Annotated in this window: 19 protein-coding genes; 7 read left to right on the top strand and 12 right to left on the bottom strand. The window is 70.9% G+C overall.

From position 1 onward, the window contains the following. Positions 1-4 precede the first annotated feature (4 nt). The 4 genes from BM175_RS12450 to BM175_RS12465 all read left to right on the top strand — a co-directional run bounded on the left by BM175_RS12450 (position 5) and on the right by BM175_RS12465 (position 4531). The gene (locus BM175_RS12450; RefSeq protein ID WP_090963510.1) at positions 5-829 is read left to right on the top strand and encodes an ATP-binding cassette domain-containing protein; all 825 of its coding nucleotides are present in this window, start codon (positions 5-7) and stop codon (positions 827-829) included. Further along, complete coding sequence (locus BM175_RS12455; RefSeq protein ID WP_090963512.1) at positions 826-2079, top strand: sugar ABC transporter permease; 1254 nt, start codon at positions 826-828, stop codon at positions 2077-2079. Before BM175_RS12450 ends, BM175_RS12455 begins: the two co-directional genes overlap by 4 nt. A gap of 72 nt (positions 2080-2151) precedes the next feature. Beyond that, positions 2152-2880 carry an SDR family oxidoreductase gene (locus BM175_RS12460; RefSeq protein WP_090963514.1) on the top strand — a complete coding sequence of 243 codons (729 nt, stop codon included), beginning with the start codon at positions 2152-2154 and terminating at the stop codon, positions 2878-2880. Positions 2881-2896: 16 nt separating this feature from the next. Continuing rightward, entirely contained in the window at positions 2897-4531 is a 1635-nt protein-coding gene (locus BM175_RS12465; protein WP_090963516.1) for an FGGY-family carbohydrate kinase, read from the top strand. Between the two features lie 4 nt (positions 4532-4535). On the opposite strand, the gene BM175_RS12470 is transcribed toward BM175_RS12465, so the two are convergent. Both BM175_RS12470 and BM175_RS12475 read right to left on the bottom strand, forming a co-directional pair. After that, complete coding sequence (locus tag BM175_RS12470) at positions 4536-5105, bottom strand: cyclic nucleotide-binding domain-containing protein (RefSeq protein WP_244545984.1); 570 nt, start codon at positions 5103-5105, stop codon at positions 4536-4538. Between the two features lie 106 nt (positions 5106-5211). Beyond that, positions 5212-5895, bottom strand: a complete 684-nt coding sequence (locus BM175_RS12475; RefSeq protein WP_055892020.1) for a response regulator transcription factor — start codon at positions 5893-5895, stop codon at positions 5212-5214. Between the two features lie 214 nt (positions 5896-6109). On the opposite strand from BM175_RS12475, the gene BM175_RS12480 reads away from it, so the two are divergent. After that, on the top strand, positions 6110-6535 hold the full coding sequence (locus tag BM175_RS12480; RefSeq protein ID WP_425285274.1) for a L,D-transpeptidase family protein: 426 nt from the start codon (positions 6110-6112) through the stop codon (positions 6533-6535). Positions 6536-6623: 88 nt separating this feature from the next. Further along, positions 6624-8957, top strand: a complete 2334-nt coding sequence (locus BM175_RS12485; protein ID WP_090963521.1) for an FdhF/YdeP family oxidoreductase — start codon at positions 6624-6626, stop codon at positions 8955-8957. 31 nt (positions 8958-8988) lie between these two features. On the opposite strand, the gene BM175_RS12490 is transcribed toward BM175_RS12485, so the two are convergent. From BM175_RS12490 to tsaD, 10 genes are all read right to left on the bottom strand, one after another. Then, positions 8989-10698, bottom strand: coding sequence for an ABC transporter permease (locus BM175_RS12490; protein ID WP_090963522.1), 1710 nt, complete (start codon positions 10696-10698; stop codon positions 8989-8991). Continuing rightward, a complete protein-coding gene (locus tag BM175_RS12495; RefSeq protein ID WP_090963524.1) occupies positions 10691-11683 on the bottom strand; it encodes an ABC transporter substrate-binding protein in 993 nt (330 codons plus the stop codon). The genes BM175_RS12490 and BM175_RS12495 overlap by 8 nt, the downstream gene beginning before the upstream one ends. A gap of 83 nt (positions 11684-11766) precedes the next feature. Beyond that, positions 11767-12822: an ABC transporter ATP-binding protein gene (locus tag BM175_RS12500; RefSeq protein ID WP_090963526.1), complete on the bottom strand. Its 1056-nt coding sequence runs from the start codon at positions 12820-12822 to the stop codon at positions 11767-11769. Between the two features lie 28 nt (positions 12823-12850). Next, positions 12851-13678 carry a TIM barrel protein gene (locus BM175_RS12505; protein ID WP_090963528.1) on the bottom strand — a complete coding sequence of 276 codons (828 nt, stop codon included), beginning with the start codon at positions 13676-13678 and terminating at the stop codon, positions 12851-12853. A gap of 56 nt (positions 13679-13734) precedes the next feature. Next, on the bottom strand, positions 13735-14394 hold the full coding sequence (locus tag BM175_RS12510) for a class I SAM-dependent methyltransferase (protein ID WP_090963530.1): 660 nt from the start codon (positions 14392-14394) through the stop codon (positions 13735-13737). 246 nt (positions 14395-14640) lie between these two features. Beyond that, positions 14641-14865 (bottom strand): DUF3072 domain-containing protein, encoded by a 225-nt coding sequence (locus tag BM175_RS12515; RefSeq protein WP_090963532.1) that lies wholly within the window; start codon positions 14863-14865, stop codon positions 14641-14643. Between the two features lie 45 nt (positions 14866-14910). Next, positions 14911-15348 carry an EVE domain-containing protein gene (locus tag BM175_RS12520; protein WP_090963534.1) on the bottom strand — a complete coding sequence of 146 codons (438 nt, stop codon included), beginning with the start codon at positions 15346-15348 and terminating at the stop codon, positions 14911-14913. Then, positions 15348-15638: a YciI-like protein gene (locus BM175_RS12525; protein WP_090963535.1), complete on the bottom strand. Its 291-nt coding sequence runs from the start codon at positions 15636-15638 to the stop codon at positions 15348-15350. Before BM175_RS12525 ends, BM175_RS12520 begins: the two co-directional genes overlap by 1 nt. A 64-nt stretch (positions 15639-15702) precedes the next feature. Then, a complete protein-coding gene (locus tag BM175_RS12530; protein ID WP_090963537.1) occupies positions 15703-16671 on the bottom strand; it encodes an NAD(P)H-dependent glycerol-3-phosphate dehydrogenase in 969 nt (322 codons plus the stop codon). Beyond that, positions 16668-17777: a tRNA (adenosine(37)-N6)-threonylcarbamoyltransferase complex transferase subunit TsaD gene (gene tsaD, locus BM175_RS12535; RefSeq protein ID WP_090963539.1), complete on the bottom strand. Its 1110-nt coding sequence runs from the start codon at positions 17775-17777 to the stop codon at positions 16668-16670. The genes BM175_RS12530 and tsaD overlap by 4 nt, the downstream gene beginning before the upstream one ends. Positions 17778-17927: 150 nt before the next feature. Between tsaD and hemC the strand changes: the two genes are divergently transcribed. Next, positions 17928-18860, top strand: coding sequence for a hydroxymethylbilane synthase (gene hemC / locus BM175_RS12540; protein ID WP_090963541.1), 933 nt, complete (start codon positions 17928-17930; stop codon positions 18858-18860). Positions 18861-18865 lie beyond the last annotated feature (5 nt).

The raw sequence follows: 18865 nt of genomic DNA on the forward strand, positions 1-18865 counted from the left end.
GCTCATGGCCGATCATGCCGACCGCTCGACGTCTCCCCGTTCGGGTCGAGGCGAGCCGGTCATCTCGCTGCGCAACGTATCCAAGAACTTCGGCGCGGTGTCCGCGCTGACCGACATCGAGCTCGACGTCTATCCCGGCGAGGTCGTGGCGCTCGTCGGCGACAACGGCGCCGGCAAGTCGACGCTGGTCAAGGTCCTGGCGGGCGTCCACCAGCCCTCGTCGGGCACGATCCGCTTCGACGGCAAGGAGGTCGCCCTGTCGAGCCCGTCGACGGCGCTCGATCTCGGCATTGCCACCGTGTTCCAGGATCTCGCCCTCTGCGAGAACCTCGACGTCGTCGCCAACATCTATCTCGGGCGCGAGGACAACCCCTGGAAGCTCGACGAGGTCGCGATGGAGGTCCGCGCCTGGACGCTCCTCAACGAGCTCTCGGCTCGCATCCCGTCCGTGCGCGAGCCGGTCGCTTCCCTTTCGGGCGGCCAGCGCCAGACGGTCGCGATCGCCCGCTCGCTGCTGCTCGAGCCCAAGCTCATCATGCTCGACGAGCCGACCGCGGCGCTCGGCGTTGCCCAGACCGCCGAGGTCCTCAACCTCATCGAGCGCGTGCGCGACCGCGGGCTCGGCGTCATCGTGATCTCGCACAACATGGACGACGTGCGCGCGGTGGCCGATCGCATCGTGGTGCTGCGCCTCGGTCGCAACAACGGCGTCTTCACGCCGGCCGATTCCCATCACGACCTGATCTCGGCCATCACCGGCGCATCCGAGAACGCCGTGTCGCGCCGCGCCGAGCGCCGCGCGGGCGCTGCCGAAGGGGGGCATCCATGAGCCTGAATCCCAATTCCGTGTCCGGCCAGGCGCTCGACCGCGCGGATGCGCGCGTGCGCCAGGACGAGGGCCTCGGCGGCGCGCTGCGCGCCTTCGGCGACCGGGTCCGCTCGGGCGACCTCGGGATGATCCCGGTGGCGGTCGGCCTCGTGCTCATCGCCGTCGTGTTCACGACGCTGAACCCGGTCTTCCTGCGCCCGGGCAACGTCTCCAACCTCCTCTACGACTGCGCGACGACCGGCATCATCTCGCTCGGCATCGTCTGCGTGCTGCTGCTCGGCGAGATCGACCTGTCCGTCGGCTCGATGTCGGGCCTCGCCTCGGCGATGCTCGGCGTCCTGTGGATCAACAACGGCTGGCCGCTCGTCGGCGCGATCGCGGTGGCGCTCGGCTTCGGGGCGCTGGTCGGCGCGCTCTACGCCACGCTCTACAACCGCGTCGGCATGCCGTCCTTCGTGGCGACGCTGGCGGGTCTCCTCGCGCTGCTGGGGCTCCAGCTCTATCTTCTGGGCACGTCGGGCTCGATCAACCTGCCCTTCAACCTCGCCTTCGTGCGCTTCGGCCAGAACGCCTACATGCCGAACTGGCTGTCGGTCGTGCTCGCCCTCGTGCCGGGCGCGGTGGTGCTCTGGGGCGGGCTCAAGGCGCGGGCGCGGCGGCAGGCAGCGGGCCTCACAGGCACGGCGCTCAGTGTCATCGTCGCCAAGGCGCTGGTGCTCACCGTCGGCCTCGTCGCGGTGGTCCTCTATCTCGCGCAGGGGCGCGGCGTGCCGTGGATGTTCGGCATGTTCGTCGCGATGGTCGCAGGCATGGACTACGCCATCACCCGTACCAAGTGGGGCCGCTCGATGATGGCGGTCGGCGGCAACCGCGAGGCGGCCCGGCGCGCCGGCATCAACGTGCGCCGCATCTACATGAGCGCCTTCGTCCTGTGCTCGACGCTGGCCGCGCTCGGCGGCCTCCTGTCGGCGGCGCGCCTCGGCTCGGCCTCGCAGCAGGCCGGCACCGGCGACGTCAATCTCAACGCCATCGCGGCGGCCGTCATCGGCGGCACCTCACTCTTCGGCGGGCGCGGCTCGGCCTATTCGGCGCTGCTCGGCATCATCGTGATCCAGGCGATCTCGAACGGGCTGACGCTTCTGAACCTCTCGTCGAGCCTTCGCTACATGATCCTCGGCGGCGTGCTGGCGCTGGCCGTGATCGTCGATTCCCTCGCCCGCCGCTCGCGCGCCTCGCACGGCCGCGGCTGACCCCTCATGGCCCCGCCCGCACCGCGGGCGGGGCGACCGTCGTCCCCATTCGTCCATTCGGGAACAGCACCCATGAACTTCGATCTCTCCGGCAAAGTCGCCGCCGTCACGGGCGGGGCGTCCGGCATCGGCCTCGAATGCGCCCGCACCTTTCTCGCGGCCGGCGCCGAGGTCGTCCTCGTCGACCACGCGGCCGACCGTCTGGAAGCCGCCTGCGCCGGGCTCGGGGCCGGCGCCCACGCCGTGCGCATCGACCTCACCGACGGCGCCAGCGTCGACACGATGATGCCGCAGATCCTCGAGAAGGCCGGGCGCCTCGACATCTTCCACGCCAATGCCGGCGCCTATGTCGGCGGCGAGGTGATCGAGGGCGACCCCGACCGCTGGGACCGGATGCTCAACCTCAACATCAACGCCGCCTTTCGCTCGATCCACGCCGTCCTGCCGCATATGGCCGAGCGCGGCTCGGGCGACGTCGTGGTGACGAGCTCCGTCGCCGGCCTCGTGCCGGTGGTCTGGGAGCCGGTCTACACGGCCTCGAAATTCGCCATCCAGGCCTTCGTCCACACGCTGCGCCGCCAGGTCATCAAGCACGGCATCCGCGTCGGCGCCGTGGCGCCCGGCCCGGTGATCACGCCGCTGATCGACGACTGGCCGGCCGCCAAGCTCGAGGAGGCGCGCGCCTCGAAGAGCCTGATGGAGGCCAAGGAGGTTGCGGACGCCGTGCTCTTCATGGTCACACGGCCGCAAGGGGTCGTGATCCGCGACCTCGTGATCCTGCCGCACGGCGTCGACCTCTAGTCCGAAGGCCTTCCAGATGAGCGCCAACGATCTCTTCCTCGGCATCGATGTCGGAACCGGCAGCGCGCGTGCCGGACTGTTCGACGAGGCTGGCCGTCTCGTCGCCACCGCCAAGCGCCCGATCCGGATGTGGCGCGAGCCCGGCGAGATCGTGGAGCAGTCCTCCGCCGACATCTGGCACGCGATCTGCGAGAGCGTCCAAGAGGCGCTGGAGGCGGCCGGCGGCGATCCGGCGCGCGTGCGCGGCATCGGCTTCGACGCCACCTGCTCGCTGGTCGCGGTCGGCCCCGGCGCGCAGCCGCTCGCCGTCGGTCCCTCGAACGACCCGCAGCGCGACATCGTGGTGTGGATGGACCACCGGGCGCTCGCGCAGACCGAGCGGATCAACGCCACCGGCCACCCGGTCCTCGCCTATGTCGGCGGGCGCATCTCGCCCGAGATGGAGACGCCGAAGCTCCTCTGGCTGAAGGAGAACAAGCCGGACACCTTCCACGGGGCCGAGCACTTCTTCGACCTTGCCGACTATCTCACATGGCGCGCCACGGGCTCGGCCGCGCGCTCGGTGTGCACCATCACCTGCAAGTGGACCTATCTCGCGCACGAGCGGCGCTGGGACGAGGACTACTTCCGCACGATCGGCCTCGGCGAGTTCGCCGACGAGGGCTTTCGGCGCATCGGGCAGGCGGTGCTCGACATCGGCGAGCCGGTGGGCGCCGGCCTGACGGCCGAGGCCGCCGCCGATCTCGGGCTGAAGCCTGGCACGCCGGTCGGCGCCGCCCTGATCGACGCCCATGCCGGCGGCGTCGGCACGGTGTCGGGCGTCGGTCGCGACCTCGCGTTGATCATGGGAACGTCGGCCTGCGCCATGGCGGTGACGGCGGAAGCCACCTTCGTGGAAGGCGTCTGGGGGCCCTATTTCGGCGCGATGCTGCCGGGCGCCTGGCTTCTGGAAGGCGGGCAGTCGGGCTACGGCGCGGCGCTCGACCACCTCGTCGGCTCGCATCCGGGTTTTGCCGCCGCGCGCGAGGCCGCCGAGCGCGAGGGGCGGGGCGTTCTCGACCATCTCGAAGCACGCGCCGTTGCGCTCGCCGGCTCTGTGGAGGCGGCCCGCCTGAGCGCTACCCTCCACGTCGTGCCGGACCATCTCGGCAACCGCTCGCCGCACGCCGATCCGCATGCGACCGGCACGGTGAGCGGCCTGACGCTCGCCGCCGACGAGGACGCCATCGTGCGCCTCTTCGTCGCCGCGCTCTGCGGCCTCTGCTACGGCACGCGCGACATCGTCGAGGCGATGCGGGCGAAGGGCGTGCCGCTGGAGCGGATCGTGGTCTCGGGCGGCGCCTCGCGCTCGCCCCTTCTGCGGCGCATCCTGGCGGACGCGACGGGCACGACGGTGGTGCTGCCGGAGACGGCCGAGCCCGTGCTCCTCGGCAGCGCGATGCTCGGCGTCGTCGCGAGCGGTGCGGCACCGGATCTCGCCGGCGCGGCGACGCGGATGTGCCGGGCCGGCGAGACGATCGAGCCCGCCGGCGGTGCGATCGCAGCCTTCCACGACGCCAAGTTCCGGGCCTATCGCACCCTGCAGGCGGCCGAGCGGCAGGTGCGCGAAGCGATGGCGACGGTCGAGGGCGGCGGCGCCGGCCGGGGCTGACCGCTCAGGGGCGCGGTTCGCCGTCGCCGGGCGGCGGGCCGGCCGGCGCGTCCGTCTCGTCGTCGTAGTCGAAGACGTCGGACAGGGCGAGGATCCGGGCGGTCATCGCCGCGAGCTCGCCCGTGATGCGGTCGTGCAGCGTTACCGCGATCTCGGGATATTCCTGCAGCATCCGGCGAAACAGCGGGCGCGAGATGCGGATGAAGTCGCAGTCGGTGGCGGTGACCGCCGTCACCGGCCGGCGCGTGTCGGCCATGAGGGCCATCTCGCCGAGGAGCGATCCGGGACCCGCCGTCTCGACGACGCGCCGCGCGTCGCCCTCGCCGTCGACGAGGTTGACCATACCCGAGGCCACGATGAAGCCGGCATCCGCGCGCGCCTCGGCGCGGAACAGGATCTCGCCCGAGCGCAGGTGGCGATGCTCGGCGCCGAAGGCCAGAAGCCGCAGCTGGTCGCGCGTCAGGTCCTGGAACAGGGAGACGCCGCCGAGAAGCTCCATGTCGCTTTCCAGGCTCATGCCGACCGAAACACCCTTCACGCCCCCTGCCGGGCGCGGGGCGCCCGCTTCGGACATCGCAGGAAATCGCCGCCGCGTGAAGCCCAAAGCGGGGCGAAGTCGCAGCCAGCCGGCCCCTTCGCCCCACGGCGTTTCCAGCCGGCCACACAACCGGCGGTTCGGGTCAGGGCATCAGCTTGTAGCCGCCCGACTCCGTCACGATCAGCCGGGCGTTGGAAGGCTCCGGCTCGATCTTCTGGCGAAGGCGATAGACGTGGGTCTCGAGCGTGTGGGTGGTGACGCCCGAATTGTAGCCCCACACCTCTTCCAGAAGGACGTCGCGCGTCACGACGCGCCGGTCGGCCCGGTAGAGGTAGCGGATGATCGCGGTTTCCTTCTCGGTCAGGCGGATCTTGCCGCCCTTCTCGTCGAGGAGGACCTTCTGGCTCGGCTTGAAGACGTAGGGGCCGACCTGGAAGGTCGCGTCCTCGGACTGCTCGTGCTGGCGCAGCTGGGCGCGGATGCGCGCGAGCAGCACCGCAAAGCGGAAGGGCTTGGCGACATAGTCGTTGGCGCCCGATTCGAGGCCGAGGATCGTGTCGGCGTCGCCGTCCTGCGCCGTCAGGATGATGACGGGCGCCTTGAAGCCGCCCTTGCGCAGCGTCTTCACCGCCTCGCGGCCGTCCATGTCCGGCAGGCCGACATCCATGATCACGAGGTCGATCAGGTTGGCGCGCGCGGTCTGGATGCCCTTGGTGGCGTTCGCCTCCTGGAGCACCTGGAACTCCTCGTGGAGGGCGAGCTGATCCACCAGTGTCGTGCGAAGGTCGTCGTCGTCATCGACAATGAGAATGCTACGTACGCTCATCCAGGGTCCTTCGTTTCAACGATCCGGTCGGGCGACTGATTCGCGCCCGGCTTTGTAATAATTTGTGAGCGCAATGCGGCTTTTTCCACCCCCTAGGCCGAGGAAACCCCGTTCGGGCCCGCTTTTAACCGTTCGCGCCTCGCCGCTCGACCCGCGCCGCGGCATTCTGGCGGCGGGTCCGCTGCGCATTCCTTGTGCGCTCGGCCGCTCCGGCATCACCAGCGGCAAGCGCGAAGGGGACGGAGCGACGCCGCTCGCCGAAATGGCCGTCGTCGCGGCCTTCGTGCGGGGCGGGCGGCGCGGGGCCCCGTTCCGGCTGCCCGGCCTTCCGCTCCGCCGCGCACGGGCCGAGGACGGCTGGTCTGACGAGCCTCGCCACCCCGCCTACAATCGCCCGGTGCGCCTGCCTTTGACGGCCAGCGCCGAGACGATGCAGCGCGAGGACGCGCTCTACGACGTCGTCGTGGTGCTCGACTGGAACCTGCGATCGCGCGCACGCGGGCGCGGCAGCGCGATCTTCTTCCACATCGCGCGGCCGGGCTTCCGCCCGACCGAGGGCTGCGTCGCGGTCACGCGCCGGGACATGGGACGCTTGGCACCGTTCCTGCGGCCGGGCGCGCGATTGGCGGTGCGGCGATAGGATCGCGTGGCGGCAGGGAACCCGGGGCGCTTTCGCGCGTCCCCCTCACTGGACCTTCCATCTTCCGTTCCCGCCGAGGCCTGCCGTCATGAAGCGTAGCGAGATCCAGTCCGAGCCCACGGTCGAACCCTATGACGAGCCGACGGGCGGCTGGGGCTCGGTGAAGTCGCTCGCCAAGAAGAGCCTTGCCGAGGGGCTGGCGATCTCGACCATCTGGAACACGCTCTACAAGCAGAACAAGCCGGACGGCTTCGCCTGCGTCTCGTGCTCCTGGGCCAAACCCGCCGACGCCAACACGTTCGAGTTCTGCGAGAACGGCGCCAAGGCGACGATCTGGGAGCAGACCAAGCGGCGCACCAACCGCGACTTCTTCGCCCGCCACAAGGTGTCCGAGCTTCTCGACTGGCCGGACTACGACCTCGAGAAGAACGGTCGCCTGACGACGCCGATGCGCTACGACGCCTCGCTCGACCAGTATGTGCCGGTGTCCTGGGAAAGCGCCTTCGCCGAGATCGGCCGGGAGCTGCAGGCGCTCGATCCGAAGTCGGTGATCTTCTACGCCTCGGGCCGCGCCTCGCTCGAGACGAGCTACATGTACCAGCTCTTCGCGCGGGTCTACGGGTCGCAGAACCTGCCCGACTCGTCCAATATGTGCCACGAATCGACCTCGGTCGGCCTGCCGCTGTCGATCGGCTCGCCCGTCGGCACCATCGTCTACGAAGACTTCGAGCATTCCGACATGATGCTCTTCTTCGGCCACAACACAGGCACCAACGCGCCGCGCCTTCTCCACCCGCTGCAGGAGGCGCGAAAGCGCGGCGTGCCCGTCTTCACCTTCAATCCGGTGGAGGAGCGCGGGCAGATGCGCTTCAAGAACCCGCAGTCGCCCGTCGAGATGCTGTCGCCGGGCGCCGGCACCAAGATGTCGAGCGAGTACTTCCAGCTGAAGTGCGGCGGCGACATCGCCGCGATCACCGGCATCGCCAAGACCGTCTTCCAGCTCGACGACGAGGCGAAGGAGAAGGGCGCCCCCCGTGTCCTCGACGTCGCCTTCATCGAGGAGCATTGCCACGGCTTCGAAGAGTTCGAGCGCTTCGTGCGCGATGCGACCTGGGAGGAGATCGAGCGCTGCTCGGGGCTTGCGCGCGCCGAGCTCGAGGAGGTCGGCCGCACCTACGCCCGCTCCAACGCCGTGATGGCGCATTACGGCATGGGCCTCACCCAGCACCGTCACGGCGTCGCCAACGTGCGCATGGTGGTGAACCTCCTCCTCATGCGCGGCAATATCGGCAAGCGGGGCGCCGGCATCTCGCCGATCCGCGGCCATTCCAACGTGCAGGGCCAGCGCACGGTCGGCATCACCGAGAAGCCGGAACTCGCCCCGCTCGACAAGTTCAAGGCGTTCTACGACTTCGAGCCGCCGCGCGAGAAGGGCATGGCGACGGTGGAAGCCTGCCAGGGCATCATCGACGGCTCGGTGAAGGCCTTCATTGGGCTCGGCGGCAACTTCTCGCGCGCGGTGCCCGAGACCGAGGCGATCGAGAAGGCGTGGCGGAACCTGCGCCTCCACGTCCAGATCTCGACCAAGCTCAACCGCAACCACCTCCTGCCGGGCGCGGTCACCTATATCCTGCCTTGCCTCGGCCGCATCGAGCGCGACCGGCAGGCGAGCGGCGACCAGATCGTCTCGGTCGAGGACTCGACCGCCTGCATCCACGGCTCCAAGGGCTGGCGCCCGCCGGCCTCGCCCGAACTCCTGTCCGAGCCGAAGATCGTCGCCGAGATGGCGAAGGCGACCGTGCCGGGCAAATCCAGCATCCCGTGGGATGCGTGGGTCGGCAACTACGCGCTGGTGCGCGACGAGATCGAGCGCGCCTATCCGCAATACTTCAAGGACTTCAACAAGCGCTTCCTGCAGCCGGGCGGCTTCCACCGCGACCTGCCCGCCTGCCGGCGCGAATGGAAGACCGAGAACGGCAAGGCCAACTTCCACGTGCCCGAGGACGGGTTCGACACCAATCCCGACATCGACACGCGCGGGCCTGACGTCTTCACGCTGATGACGCTGCGCTCCAACGACCAGTTCAACACCACCGTCTACGGCTACGACGACCGCCTGCGCGGCATCTCGGGCTCGCGGATGATCCTCCTGATGAACGCCGACGACATGGCGCGCCTCGGGCTCAAGGACCAGGACTTCGTGGATGTGGAAACCCATGCCGACGACGGGGTGGAGCGCCGCGTCGAGGGCCTGCGGGTGCACGCCTTCAAGCTGCCGAAGGGCGATGTCGGCGGCTACTATCCCGAGCTCAACCGCCTGATCCCGCTCTGGCACCACGCCAAGGACAGCCATGTGCCGGCGGCGAAATCCGTGCCGATCCGTGTGGCCAAGGCGCGCGTCGCGGCGGTCGCGGCGGAATAGCCGGGTCTGTGGCGCGGCTCTCCCGCAAGGGTCAGTCGCGCCAGGGCAGGGCGCCCGGTGCGCCGCGCCCGAGCCGGTCGGCGAGGAAGGCGAGGGCCGCGACGAGAAGCGTGGCGAGGACGGAGAGCGCCGCCGCCTCGCCCGAATTGCCCTCGTATTGCAGCGAGAACACCATGACGCCGACGGTCTGCGTCCCCGCGGACCAGAGGAGCGCCGAGACGGTCAGTTCGTTGAAGGCGGTGAGCGCGGCAAGCAGCATGCCGGCCGCCGTCGCCCGGCCCGCGAGCGGCAGGGCGAGGAACGCCAGGCGTCGCCGGAGGCCGACGCCCGAGACGCGCGCGGCGTCGTCGAGCGCAGGGTCGAGGCTGGCGAAGGAGCTTGCGACCGGCGCCGTCACCAGCGGCAGGAACCGGGTGAGATAGGCGAGCGCCAGGATCCAGGGCGTTGCGTAGAGCGACACGCCGATGCCCGGCAGCGGCGGCAGGAACACCAGGATGAAGGCGAGCGCGAGGACGGTGCCCGGCACTACGAAGGGCGCATCCGCCACGATCCCCGTCATGCGCGCGACGGGGTTTCGCCGCACCGTCGCGAGATAGGCGAGCGGCACGGCCAGGGCGCCGGCGACCACCGCCATGCCGAGCGAGAGCGCCAGCGAGTTGACGAGGGCACGGCGGATCGCATCGCTCGCGAGCACCGAGCGGAACTGCGCGAGCGTCGCGGTGTCGGGCGTCAAGGCGACGCCGATGGCGGGCGTCAAGGCGCCGGCGACCAGCGCCAGCATCGGCAGGACGGCGACCACCGCGACGCCGATCCAGACCAGCGCCGGCGCCAGGCCGTGCGGGGCCGTTCGGTCGAGGGCGGCGGGCTGGCCACCGACGCGCTCCACCGGCACGGCGAGCGCGCGCAGCGCAAGGCTTCGCAGCGCCAGCGCCGCCAGTGCCAGCGCCACCAGCACGAGCGCGATCACCGCCACCTGCGGCAGGACCGACGGGCCGAAGCCGTTGAGCCGCTGGTAGGCGAGGGTGGTGAGCATGGGGAAGCGTCCGGGGATGCCGAGGAGCGCCGGGATGCCGAAATTGCCGACGGAGGCCGCAAACGCCAGCGCCGCGCTGCCGGCGATCGTGGGGGCGAGCAGCGGCAGGACGATGCGACGGAGGATGCGGCCGCGCGGGACGCCCGCGATGCGCGCGGCATCGGCGAGATCGCCTGGCACCAGCGCCAGCCCCGCCCGCACGGCCAGAAACACGAGCGGCATCGCCTCGATGCCGAGAAGCAGCGCAACGCCGGGGCCGGAGTAGAGAATCCGGCCCGCCTGTGGCAGCACGAGGCCCGTGAGCTCGATCCAGGCCAGCGCCATGATCTGCGACGGCACGAGGAGCGGCGACAGGAGAAGGAAGGTCGGGAGCGCCCGGCGTCGGGCGGGCATGCGCGCCAGGAGAAGCGCGAGGCCCGCGCCGAGCGTGACCGCGATCGCGGTCGCGCCAAGCGAGGCGGCGAGCGTGTTCCAGAAGGCGCGGTGGATCGCCCGCGAGCCCCAGGCCTCCACGAGATTGCCGAAGGCCGCGCCGTCCTCGCCGGCCGCAAGACCGAGCGACAGAAGGCGCAGGAGCGGCCACGTGCCGATCAGCGCGACGACGAGGAGGAGGGCGGCCGCCAGCACCGTCTCCGGCCGTAGCGCCGCGCGGGCGAAGGGCCGCCGCTCTGGAGCGGCGGCCTCGAGGCTTGCGGTGCCGTCAGCCACCGAAGAGGTCGGAGAAGCGCGCCTTGAGGTCGGCCTCGTCCTGGACGAGCTTGGCGGAATCGGTCGCCAGAACGCGCAGCGTCTTTGGATCGGGATAGCCGGCGGGCGGCGCCATGCCCTCGATCACCGGGAAGTAGCCCTGCGCCACCGACTGCTCCTGCGCGGCGCGGCCGAGCTGCCAGTCGACGAAGGCCTTCGCCGCGTCGGGATTGTCGGTCCCCTTCAGGATCGCGACCGGCTGGGTGATCGTCGAGACGCCTTCCGACGGGAAGACGAAGGCGACCGGCGAGCCCTTGGCCTTGGCATTCATCGCCATGTAGTCGACGATCATGCCGTAGCTCTTCTCACCGCGCGCGACGGCTTCCAGGACCGTGCCGTTGCCCTGCCCGGCCACGGCGCCGCCGTCGGCGAGCGCCTCGTAGTAGTCCCAGCCGAAGGCCGGCGCCTGCGTCATCGTGCCGACATGGACAACGGCCGCGCCGGAATAGAGCGGGCTCGGCATGATCAGCTGCGAGGCGGCGTCCTCGGCCTTCAGGTCGTTCCACGAGGTCGGCGCGGTCTTCACCTCGTCGGTGTTGTAGATGATGCCGGTGGTGAGCAGCTTGGTGCCGAAATAGGTGCGGTCGGGGTCGACGAGATTGGCCGGGATGCCCTCGACCGGCGCCTCAGTGTAGGGCAGGAGGCGGTCGGCCTCCTTCAGCTGCGTCATCGCCACCGTGTCGGCGATCAGGACGACGTCGGCGGGCGAGCCGCCGGCCGCGAACTCGGCCTGCAGCTTGGCCATCAGCTCGGTCGTGCCGGCGCGGAAGATCTCGACGGTGACGTCGGGATTGTCCTTGCGGAATGCCTCGACCACGGCGGTCATCTGGTCGTTCGGCTGCGAGGTGTAGAGCGTGATCGCGCCGGACGCGTCGGCGGCGAGCGCGGAGCCCGACAGGAGGATGCCGGCGAGGGCGGCGAGACTGGCGGAAAGGCGGCGCGTCATGGGCTGGATCCTTCGAGAGATGGTCGGGAGATGGCCCCCGCTATCGCCCCAACATGACAGGGGCGTGAAACCTTAAGATCGGCTCAGGGCTGGCGCGGAATGACCCAGCCGTCGGTGACGTGCAGCCGGACCGATGCGCCGGGGGACAGTGAAATCGGCCCATGCACCTCGACCGGCGTGTCGTCCCCGACCGCGACGTCGTGAAGATAGGCGCCGCCCTCGAAGCGCGAAGCCCGCACCGTGCCCGCCAGGGCATCGTCCGGCGATTCGGCATCCGTCAGGGCGAGGCCCTGGCGGCGCACGCAGAGCCAGCCGGGGCCGGCGGGCGCTTCGCCGGGCACGAGGAGGCGCGCCGCACCGAGCGCCACCTTCAATCCCGCGCCGGACGAGCCGAGCACCTCCACCGGCAGGAGACGCCCGTCGCCGATGAAGCGGGCGACCGCGGGCGAGGCCGGCCGGCGCCACAGTTCCTCGGGCGCGGCGCATTGCTGAAGCCGGCCGGCTTCCAGCACCGCGATCGTCGTGGCGAGCGCCAGTGCTTCGGCCTGATCGTGGGTGACGAAGACGAAGGTGGTGCGCGTTTCCGCGTGCAGGCGACGGAACTCGGCGGCCAGCCCCGTGCGCAGCGCCGGGTCGAGATTGGCGAGTGGCTCGTCGAGGAGGAGGAGCTTGGGGCGCAGCGCGAGGCTGCGGGCGAGCGCGACGCGCTGCCTCTGGCCGCCGGACAGCTGGTGCGGCCGGGCCGCCGCCCGGTCCTCGAGGCCGACCAGCGCCAGCGCCTCGCGCGTGCGCGCCTCGATCTCGGCCGCTGCGAGGCCCTTGCCGTGGAGCGCGAAGGACACGTTGCCGGCGACGCTCATGTGCGGCCACAGCGCATAGGACTGGAACACCATGCCGAGGCCGCGATCCTCGGGTTCGACGAAGGTGCCGGGCCCGACCACCACGCGATCGCCGATCGTGATCGTGCCGCCGTCGGGCCGCTCGAGGCCTGCCAGAAGCCGCAGCACCGTGGTCTTGCCGCAGCCGGACGGCCCAAGAAGCGCCAGGAACGCGCCGTCCGCGACCTCCAGCCGCAGGCCGTCCACCGCCCGTGCGCCGCCGAAGCTCTTGGTCAGCCCGTCCAGCCGAAATCCCACCATGCCGCGTTCCTCTCGAAAGCCCGGGGCTTTAGGCAGGCTCCATGACGGGGGGATGACGCGGCTCGAGGGTGAAGGCCGTACGGAAGCGCTGGAGCGCCAGCTCGTCGTCGCCCTCCGGCCACGCCTCGAGGCCGATCACGCCGCGGTAGCCCATGGCATCGAGCGCGCGAGCGATCGCGGGATAGTTGATCTCGCCCGTGCCCGGCTCGTGCCGGCCGGGTACGTCGGCCACCTGAATCTCGCCGATCAGCGGCAGCGCCCGGCGGCAGAGCTCGATCAGGTTCCCCTCGCCGATCTGCGCATGATAGAGATCGAGATTGAGGCGAAGGCCCGGCCGGGCGACCGCCTCGACCAGCGCGATCGTGTCCGCCGCCTTGGCGAAGGGCACCTTTGGGTGGTCGACCGCCTCGTTGAGGTTTTCGAGGACGAAGGTGACACCCTCGCGCTCGCCGAGGTCGGCGATCCGGCGCAGCGTGTCGACGGCCTCGATCCACATCGGCCCGGTCACCGTCTCGGCCGGCAGGACGGCCTGTCCCTTCCCGTCGAGGCCGGTACCGTGAAGGTTGAGCCGCGGGCAGCCGATTTCCTTTGCGACCGGGATCGACAGGGCGGCGGTGCGCAGGAGTTCGTCGGCGCCCTCGCGGTCGGCGAGCCGGCCGGTGACGTAGCCCGTCATCGACGAGAAGCGCGCGCCCGAGGCGGCGAGCGCCTTGATGTCGTGCCGGGTCCAGTCCCAGATCTCGACCAGGAAGCCGGCGGCGGACAGACGCGCGAGGCGTTCCGGCACCGGAAGCGCGGCAAAGACGGTCTCGGCGCAGACGGCCAGCTGAAACGGCGTAGTCGATGTCGAACTCATGGATCCTCCCCAGGAACGCATCGAGCTTTACGGGGGATGGGGCGCCGCGTCGAGCGTCAGGCGCCCGCCGTCCAGCGCCAGACCGTGGTGCGCTTGACCTCGGCATCCTCGAGCGCGCGCGTCACCGGCACCTCGTAGACGGCCAGCCGCTCGACGCGTGCCGCCGGCAGGTAGGCGCGGCCGGGATCGCCGACCAGAACCTCGACGCCCCCGGCCGCCAGCCCGTCGAACCAGGGCGCGAGGCGGGCGGCGAAGCCCTGGTCGTAGAAGACGTCGCCGGCAAGAAGCACGTCCGCCTCGACCTGCCGGCCGATCCGGTCCTCGCTGGCGATCGCGAGCGTGACGCCGTTCAGCGCCGCGTTGAGCTCGGCGGCTTCTCGCGCGAACGGGTCGATGTCGAGCGCCAGCACGTGGGCCGCGCCCGCCTGTGCCGCCGCGATCGCGACGAGGCCGGAGCCGGAGGCAAGATCCACGACGCGGCGACCGGCGACAGAGGCGGGATGGTCGAGCACGTAGCGCGCCAGCCCCTGTCCGCCCGCCCAGGCAAAGGCCCAGAACGGCGGCGGCAGGCCGATCGCCTCCAGTTCCTCTTCCGTCTTCAGCCAGAGCTCGTGCGCCTCGTCGGCGAGATGAAGCACGATCTCCGGCACATGGGGCGGCCGGAGCGGAACGGTGTTGGCGCGGATGAAGTCACGCCGGCGCGAACGATCGTCCATCACGCGACGGTACAATCGGTGGAACCGGCTGGCATAACGGAGGGTTGCAATCGTGACAGCAGCACAGGATCACGCGTAATGCTCAAAGGCGGCCTTCTCTGGCTGATCGGCATTCCGATCCCGATCATCCTTATTCTCTGGTTCCTCGGCTTTCTCAGCTAAATCCTAGAGAGCCGGAACATCCAACGAAACGGCCGCGCCTTCCGACAAGGCGCGGCCGTTTCGCGAACTTGGCGACGGTCCGGATCAGGCGTCCTTCAGGCGCTTGCTCTTGGCCTGTAACTCATCGATCAGCTTCGACGCGTCGCCCTTGGTCAGCGTGTCGTCGAACGGGTGGTCCGTCTCCTCGCACAGGGTCTTGAGATAGGACGCTTGCGCGCCCGTCATCGGCTCGTCGCCGGTGGTCCAGTCGTCCGGGTCCTTCACCGTGTTCGAATTGGCGGCGTCCGCCTTGGGATTGGCTTCGGTCATCAAACGCTCCGCGTGTCTGTTGTTCGCGAAACGTTCCGGCTCGCGTCAGGTTCCCGTCGCCGTCTTCCAGTCGAGCCCGCCCATCTCGCAGATCGTGCGGAACTCGTCCTCCGTCACCGGCTGCACCGACAGTCGCGAATTGGTGACGAGGACCATGTCCTTGAGGCGCGGCTCGGCCTTGGCGGCATCGAGCGTCACCGGGTTCGGCATGTCGGCGACGGCCCGGACCTCGACGCATTCCCAGCGCGGGTCGTCCGCGGTCGAGTCGGGATGGGCGAGGGCACAGACCTCGACCACGCCGACGACGGCCTTGCCCTCGTTGGAATGGTAGAAGAAGCCGCGCTCGCCGAGCTGCATGGTGCGCATGAAGTTGCGCGCCTGGTAGTTGCGAACGCCCGTCCACTCGGTGCCCGCCGCGCCGCAGTCCTTCTGCTGCTGGAAGGACCACTTGAACGGCTCGGACTTGAACAGCCAGAAGGCCATCAGGCGGTCTCGGGGTTGTTGACCGACCAGTTCCAACGCCGCACCGTGACCGACGAGAAGAGGCCTGCCTTCGCGAAGGGGTCCTGTTCGCCGAGCGCCCGTGCGGCCGCTGCGTTGTCCGCCTCGACCACGATCAGGCTGCCGGTCGGCTTGCCGTCCTCATCGAGGAAGGGCCCGGCGAACTTCAGCGTCGGACCGAGCGACTTGAGGTGGGCGAGATGCTCCGGGCGGTTGTCCGCCCGCAGGGTTCCGGCATCCGTGCGGTCTTCGCAGAGAAGGGCATACAGCATTGTCAGTCCCCGATCGGTTGGCTGACCGCCCCGTAGCAAATCGGGCCGGGCGATCAAGCGGTTTTCAGAACTCGCGCTTGAGCGGTCGCGCCAGAAGCGCGGCGACGGCGTCGGCCACCGGCAGCGTCCCGTCGAGAATGCCGGCGACGGCCTGGATGATCGGCGCCTCGATGCCGCGCTCGGTGGCGAGCCGCGCCGCGACACCCGCCGAGAAGACACCCTCGGCAAGCTTCAGGGTTGAAAGGTCCTCGCCGCGACCCAGCGCCAGCCCGTAGGCGAAGTTGCGCGACTGCGTGCCCGAACAGGTGAGCACGAGGTCGCCGAGGCCCGACAGGCCGACCAGCGTGCGGGGATCGGCACCGAGCGCCTCCCCGAGCCGCGTCAGTTCCACGAAGCCGCGCGTGACGAGCGCGGCCTGCGCCGAGGCGCCGAGCCCAAGACCGGCGCTGGCGCCGGCCGCGATGGCCAGGACGTTCTTCAGCGCCCCGCCCGCCTCGACGCCGAGGACGTCGGTGCCGGCATAAACGCGGAAGGCGGGCCCCGCGAGGCGTCGTGCGAGCGCGTCGGCAAGCGCCGCGTCGCGCGCGGCGAGCGTCACCGCCGTCGGCAGGCCGGCGGCGACATCGCTCGCAAAGCTCGGGCCGGACAGGACCGCGACGGGATAGCCGGGCAGTTCGGCCTCGACCACGGCGGAGGCGAAGAGCCCCGTATCGCGCTCGATGCCTTTGGAGCAGAGGACGAGCGCGGCGCCGGCCGACAGATGCGGCGCCAGCATCCGGCACACGGCGCGCAACGTCTGGGCGGGCGTCACCAGGAGGACGATCCCGGCGCCGCCGATCGCCGTCGGCTTCAGCACCGCCTCGATGCCGACGGGCAGCACGATGCCGGGGAGATAGGCCGGGTTCTCCCGCCGCCGGTTGATCGCGTCCGCGATCGCCGCGTCGCGCAGGAGAAGGCGCACCGGTTCTTCGCGTGCGGCGACCGTCGCGAGCGCCGTTCCCCAGGCGCCGCCGCCCACCACCGCGACGCTCATGCCTTGGCTCCGCGCTTGCCGAAGCCGATCAGCGGCGCGGCGGTCGCGTCGAGCGGCCAGCGCGGGCGCACCGGGGCGCTGGAGGCGTCGCGCTCGCCCGCCTCGAGACGCTCGAGCCCGGCATAGGCGATCATCGCCGCATTGTCGGTGCACAGGGCATGGGGCGGCGAGACGAGCCGCACGCCGGTGCGTTCCGACAGCGCGGCCAGAGCCCGGCGGATTTCGCCGTTGGCCGCGACGCCCCCCGCCACCGCGAGCGCAGGGTCGGCGAGATCGGGGAACCGGTCGCGGAAGCGCGCCAGCGCCAGCGCCAGCCGGTCCGCGACGCTCTCGCTCGCCGCGCGCTGGAAGGCGGCGCAGAGGTCGGCGACGTCCTGGGGCTCCAGCGGCGCGTTGGCTTCGGCCGTCTGCCGCACGGCGGTCTTCAGGCCGGAGAACGAGAAATCGAGCCGCTTCTCGCCGCGCAGCGGGCGGGGCAGGGGAAAGCGGTGCGGGTCGCCGCCGTCCGCCAGGCGCTCGACGCTCGGGCCGCCGGGATGGGGCAGTTCGAGGAGCTTGGCGGTCTTGTCGAAGGCCTCGCCCAGCGCGTCGTCGATGGTGGTGCCCCAGCGCTCGTAGGCCCCGAGGCCCTCGACCAGCAGGATCTGGGTGTGCCCGCCCGAGACGAGAAGCAGGAGATAGGGATAGGCGAGCCCGTCGGTGAGGCGCGGCGTCAGCGCATGGCCTTCCAGGTGATTGACGGCGATGAAGGGCAGGCCGAGCGGCCGCGCGATGGCCTTGGCCGCGGTCGCGCCGACGATCAGCCCGCCGACGAGGCCGGGCCCGACGGTCGCGGCTACCGCCCCGATCTCGCGGAGCGACACGCCCGCCTCGTCGAGCGCCGCCCGGACGATCCCGCCGATCGCCTCGGCATGGGCGCGCGCGGCGATCTCGGGCACCACGCCCCCGAAGGCGGCATGCTCGTCGATCTGGCTGAGGACGACGTTGGACAGGATCCGCGCCCCGCCGTCGGCGTCGCGCCCGACCACGGCAGCCGCGGTCTCGTCGCAGCTCGTCTCGATGCCGAGGACGAGCGGGCCGGTGGGGGAGGGGGCTTCTGGCGTCATGGAGGAGCACATAGCCGCGCGATGAGGTTTTCGCCACCGTCGGCGCGCGCCGGGGCTTTGGTGTGGAACCCGCCCGCCGGCCTGTTGTAGGGAGGGGCAGCACCGGCGGCGCATCCCACTGCCGGTGCTGCGATCGAAAGGCTGAGCCCCATGACCTCCCGACCCTTCCGCATCGGCACGCGCGGCAGCCGCCTCGCGCTCGCCCAGGCGCACGAGGTTCGCACCCGCCTGATGGCCGCGCACGGCCTGCCGGAAGAGGCGTTCGAGGTCATGGTGATCTCGACCGCCGGCGACCGGATCCAGGACCGCGCCCTGTCGGAGGTCGGCGGCAAGGGGCTTTTCACCAAGGAGATCGAGGAAGCGCTGCTCGGCAACCAGATCGACGTCGCCGTCCATTCCTCCAAGGACATGGCGACCGCGGTGCCGGCCGGCCTCAGCCTCTCCGCCTTCCTGCCGCGCGAGGACGTGCGCGACGTCTTCATCGGGCGCCGCGTCCGGGCGATCAATGAGCTTCCACACGGCGCGCGCGTCGGCTCCGCCTCGCTGCGGCGGCAGGCCCTGCTGCGCCGGCTGCGCCCCGATCTCGACCTCGTGATCTTCCGCGGCAACGTCCAGACGCGCCTCCAGAAGCTGGAGCGCGGCGAGGTCGAGGGCACGCTTCTGGCGCTCGCCGGCCTCAACCGGCTGGACGCTGCCGGGGTCGCCGGCGAGATCCTCGACGTCGCGGCGTTTCCGCCGGCGCCGGGGCAGGGCGCGATCTGCGTCGAGCAGCGTGCGGCCGACGAGCGGACCGCCGAGATGATGGCGCCGCTCGACCACCCGGAGACGCACCGCGCGCTTCTGGCCGAGCGTGCGTTCCTCGCCGTCCTCGACGGCTCCTGCCGCACGCCGATCGCCGCCTATGCCGAGCCGCGCGGCGACGCCTTCCGCTTCCACGGCATGATCCTCACGCCGGACGGCGCTCGCATGCACGAGACGGAGATCCACGTGCCCCAGACCGACGCGGTGGGCGCGGCGCGCGATGCGGCCCACGCGCTCGTCGCCGAGGCGGGGCCGGACTTCTTCGTCGGCTGGGCCGGCTGAGGCGA

This window comes from Aureimonas phyllosphaerae (assembly GCF_900113065.1).
GTDB classification, from domain to species: Bacteria; Pseudomonadota; Alphaproteobacteria; order Rhizobiales; family Rhizobiaceae; genus Aureimonas; species Aureimonas phyllosphaerae.

Coding starts and splice junctions, on each gene's coding strand:
- BM175_RS12450 (WP_090963510.1), top strand. CDS start 5: ATGGCCGATCATGCCGACCGCTCGACGTCTCCCCGTTCGGGTCGAGGC.
- BM175_RS12455 (WP_090963512.1), top strand. CDS start 826: ATGAGCCTGAATCCCAATTCCGTGTCCGGCCAGGCGCTCGACCGCGCG.
- BM175_RS12460 (WP_090963514.1), top strand. CDS start 2,152: ATGAACTTCGATCTCTCCGGCAAAGTCGCCGCCGTCACGGGCGGGGCG.
- BM175_RS12465 (WP_090963516.1), top strand. CDS start 2,897: ATGAGCGCCAACGATCTCTTCCTCGGCATCGATGTCGGAACCGGCAGC.
- BM175_RS12470 (WP_244545984.1), bottom strand. CDS start 5,105: ATGTCCGAAGCGGGCGCCCCGCGCCCGGCAGGGGGCGTGAAGGGTGTT.
- BM175_RS12475 (WP_055892020.1), bottom strand. CDS start 5,895: ATGAGCGTACGTAGCATTCTCATTGTCGATGACGACGACGACCTTCGC.
- BM175_RS12485 (WP_090963521.1), top strand. CDS start 6,624: ATGAAGCGTAGCGAGATCCAGTCCGAGCCCACGGTCGAACCCTATGAC.
- BM175_RS12495 (WP_090963524.1), bottom strand. CDS start 11,683: ATGACGCGCCGCCTTTCCGCCAGTCTCGCCGCCCTCGCCGGCATCCTC.
- BM175_RS12500 (WP_090963526.1), bottom strand. CDS start 12,822: ATGGTGGGATTTCGGCTGGACGGGCTGACCAAGAGCTTCGGCGGCGCA.
- BM175_RS12505 (WP_090963528.1), bottom strand. CDS start 13,678: ATGAGTTCGACATCGACTACGCCGTTTCAGCTGGCCGTCTGCGCCGAG.
- BM175_RS12510 (WP_090963530.1), bottom strand. CDS start 14,394: ATGGACGATCGTTCGCGCCGGCGTGACTTCATCCGCGCCAACACCGTT.
- BM175_RS12515 (WP_090963532.1), bottom strand. CDS start 14,865: ATGACCGAAGCCAATCCCAAGGCGGACGCCGCCAATTCGAACACGGTG.
- BM175_RS12520 (WP_090963534.1), bottom strand. CDS start 15,348: ATGGCCTTCTGGCTGTTCAAGTCCGAGCCGTTCAAGTGGTCCTTCCAG.
- BM175_RS12525 (WP_090963535.1), bottom strand. CDS start 15,638: ATGCTGTATGCCCTTCTCTGCGAAGACCGCACGGATGCCGGAACCCTG.
- BM175_RS12530 (WP_090963537.1), bottom strand. CDS start 16,671: ATGAGCGTCGCGGTGGTGGGCGGCGGCGCCTGGGGAACGGCGCTCGCG.
- tsaD (WP_090963539.1), bottom strand. CDS start 17,777: ATGACGCCAGAAGCCCCCTCCCCCACCGGCCCGCTCGTCCTCGGCATC.
- hemC (WP_090963541.1), top strand. CDS start 17,928: ATGACCTCCCGACCCTTCCGCATCGGCACGCGCGGCAGCCGCCTCGCG.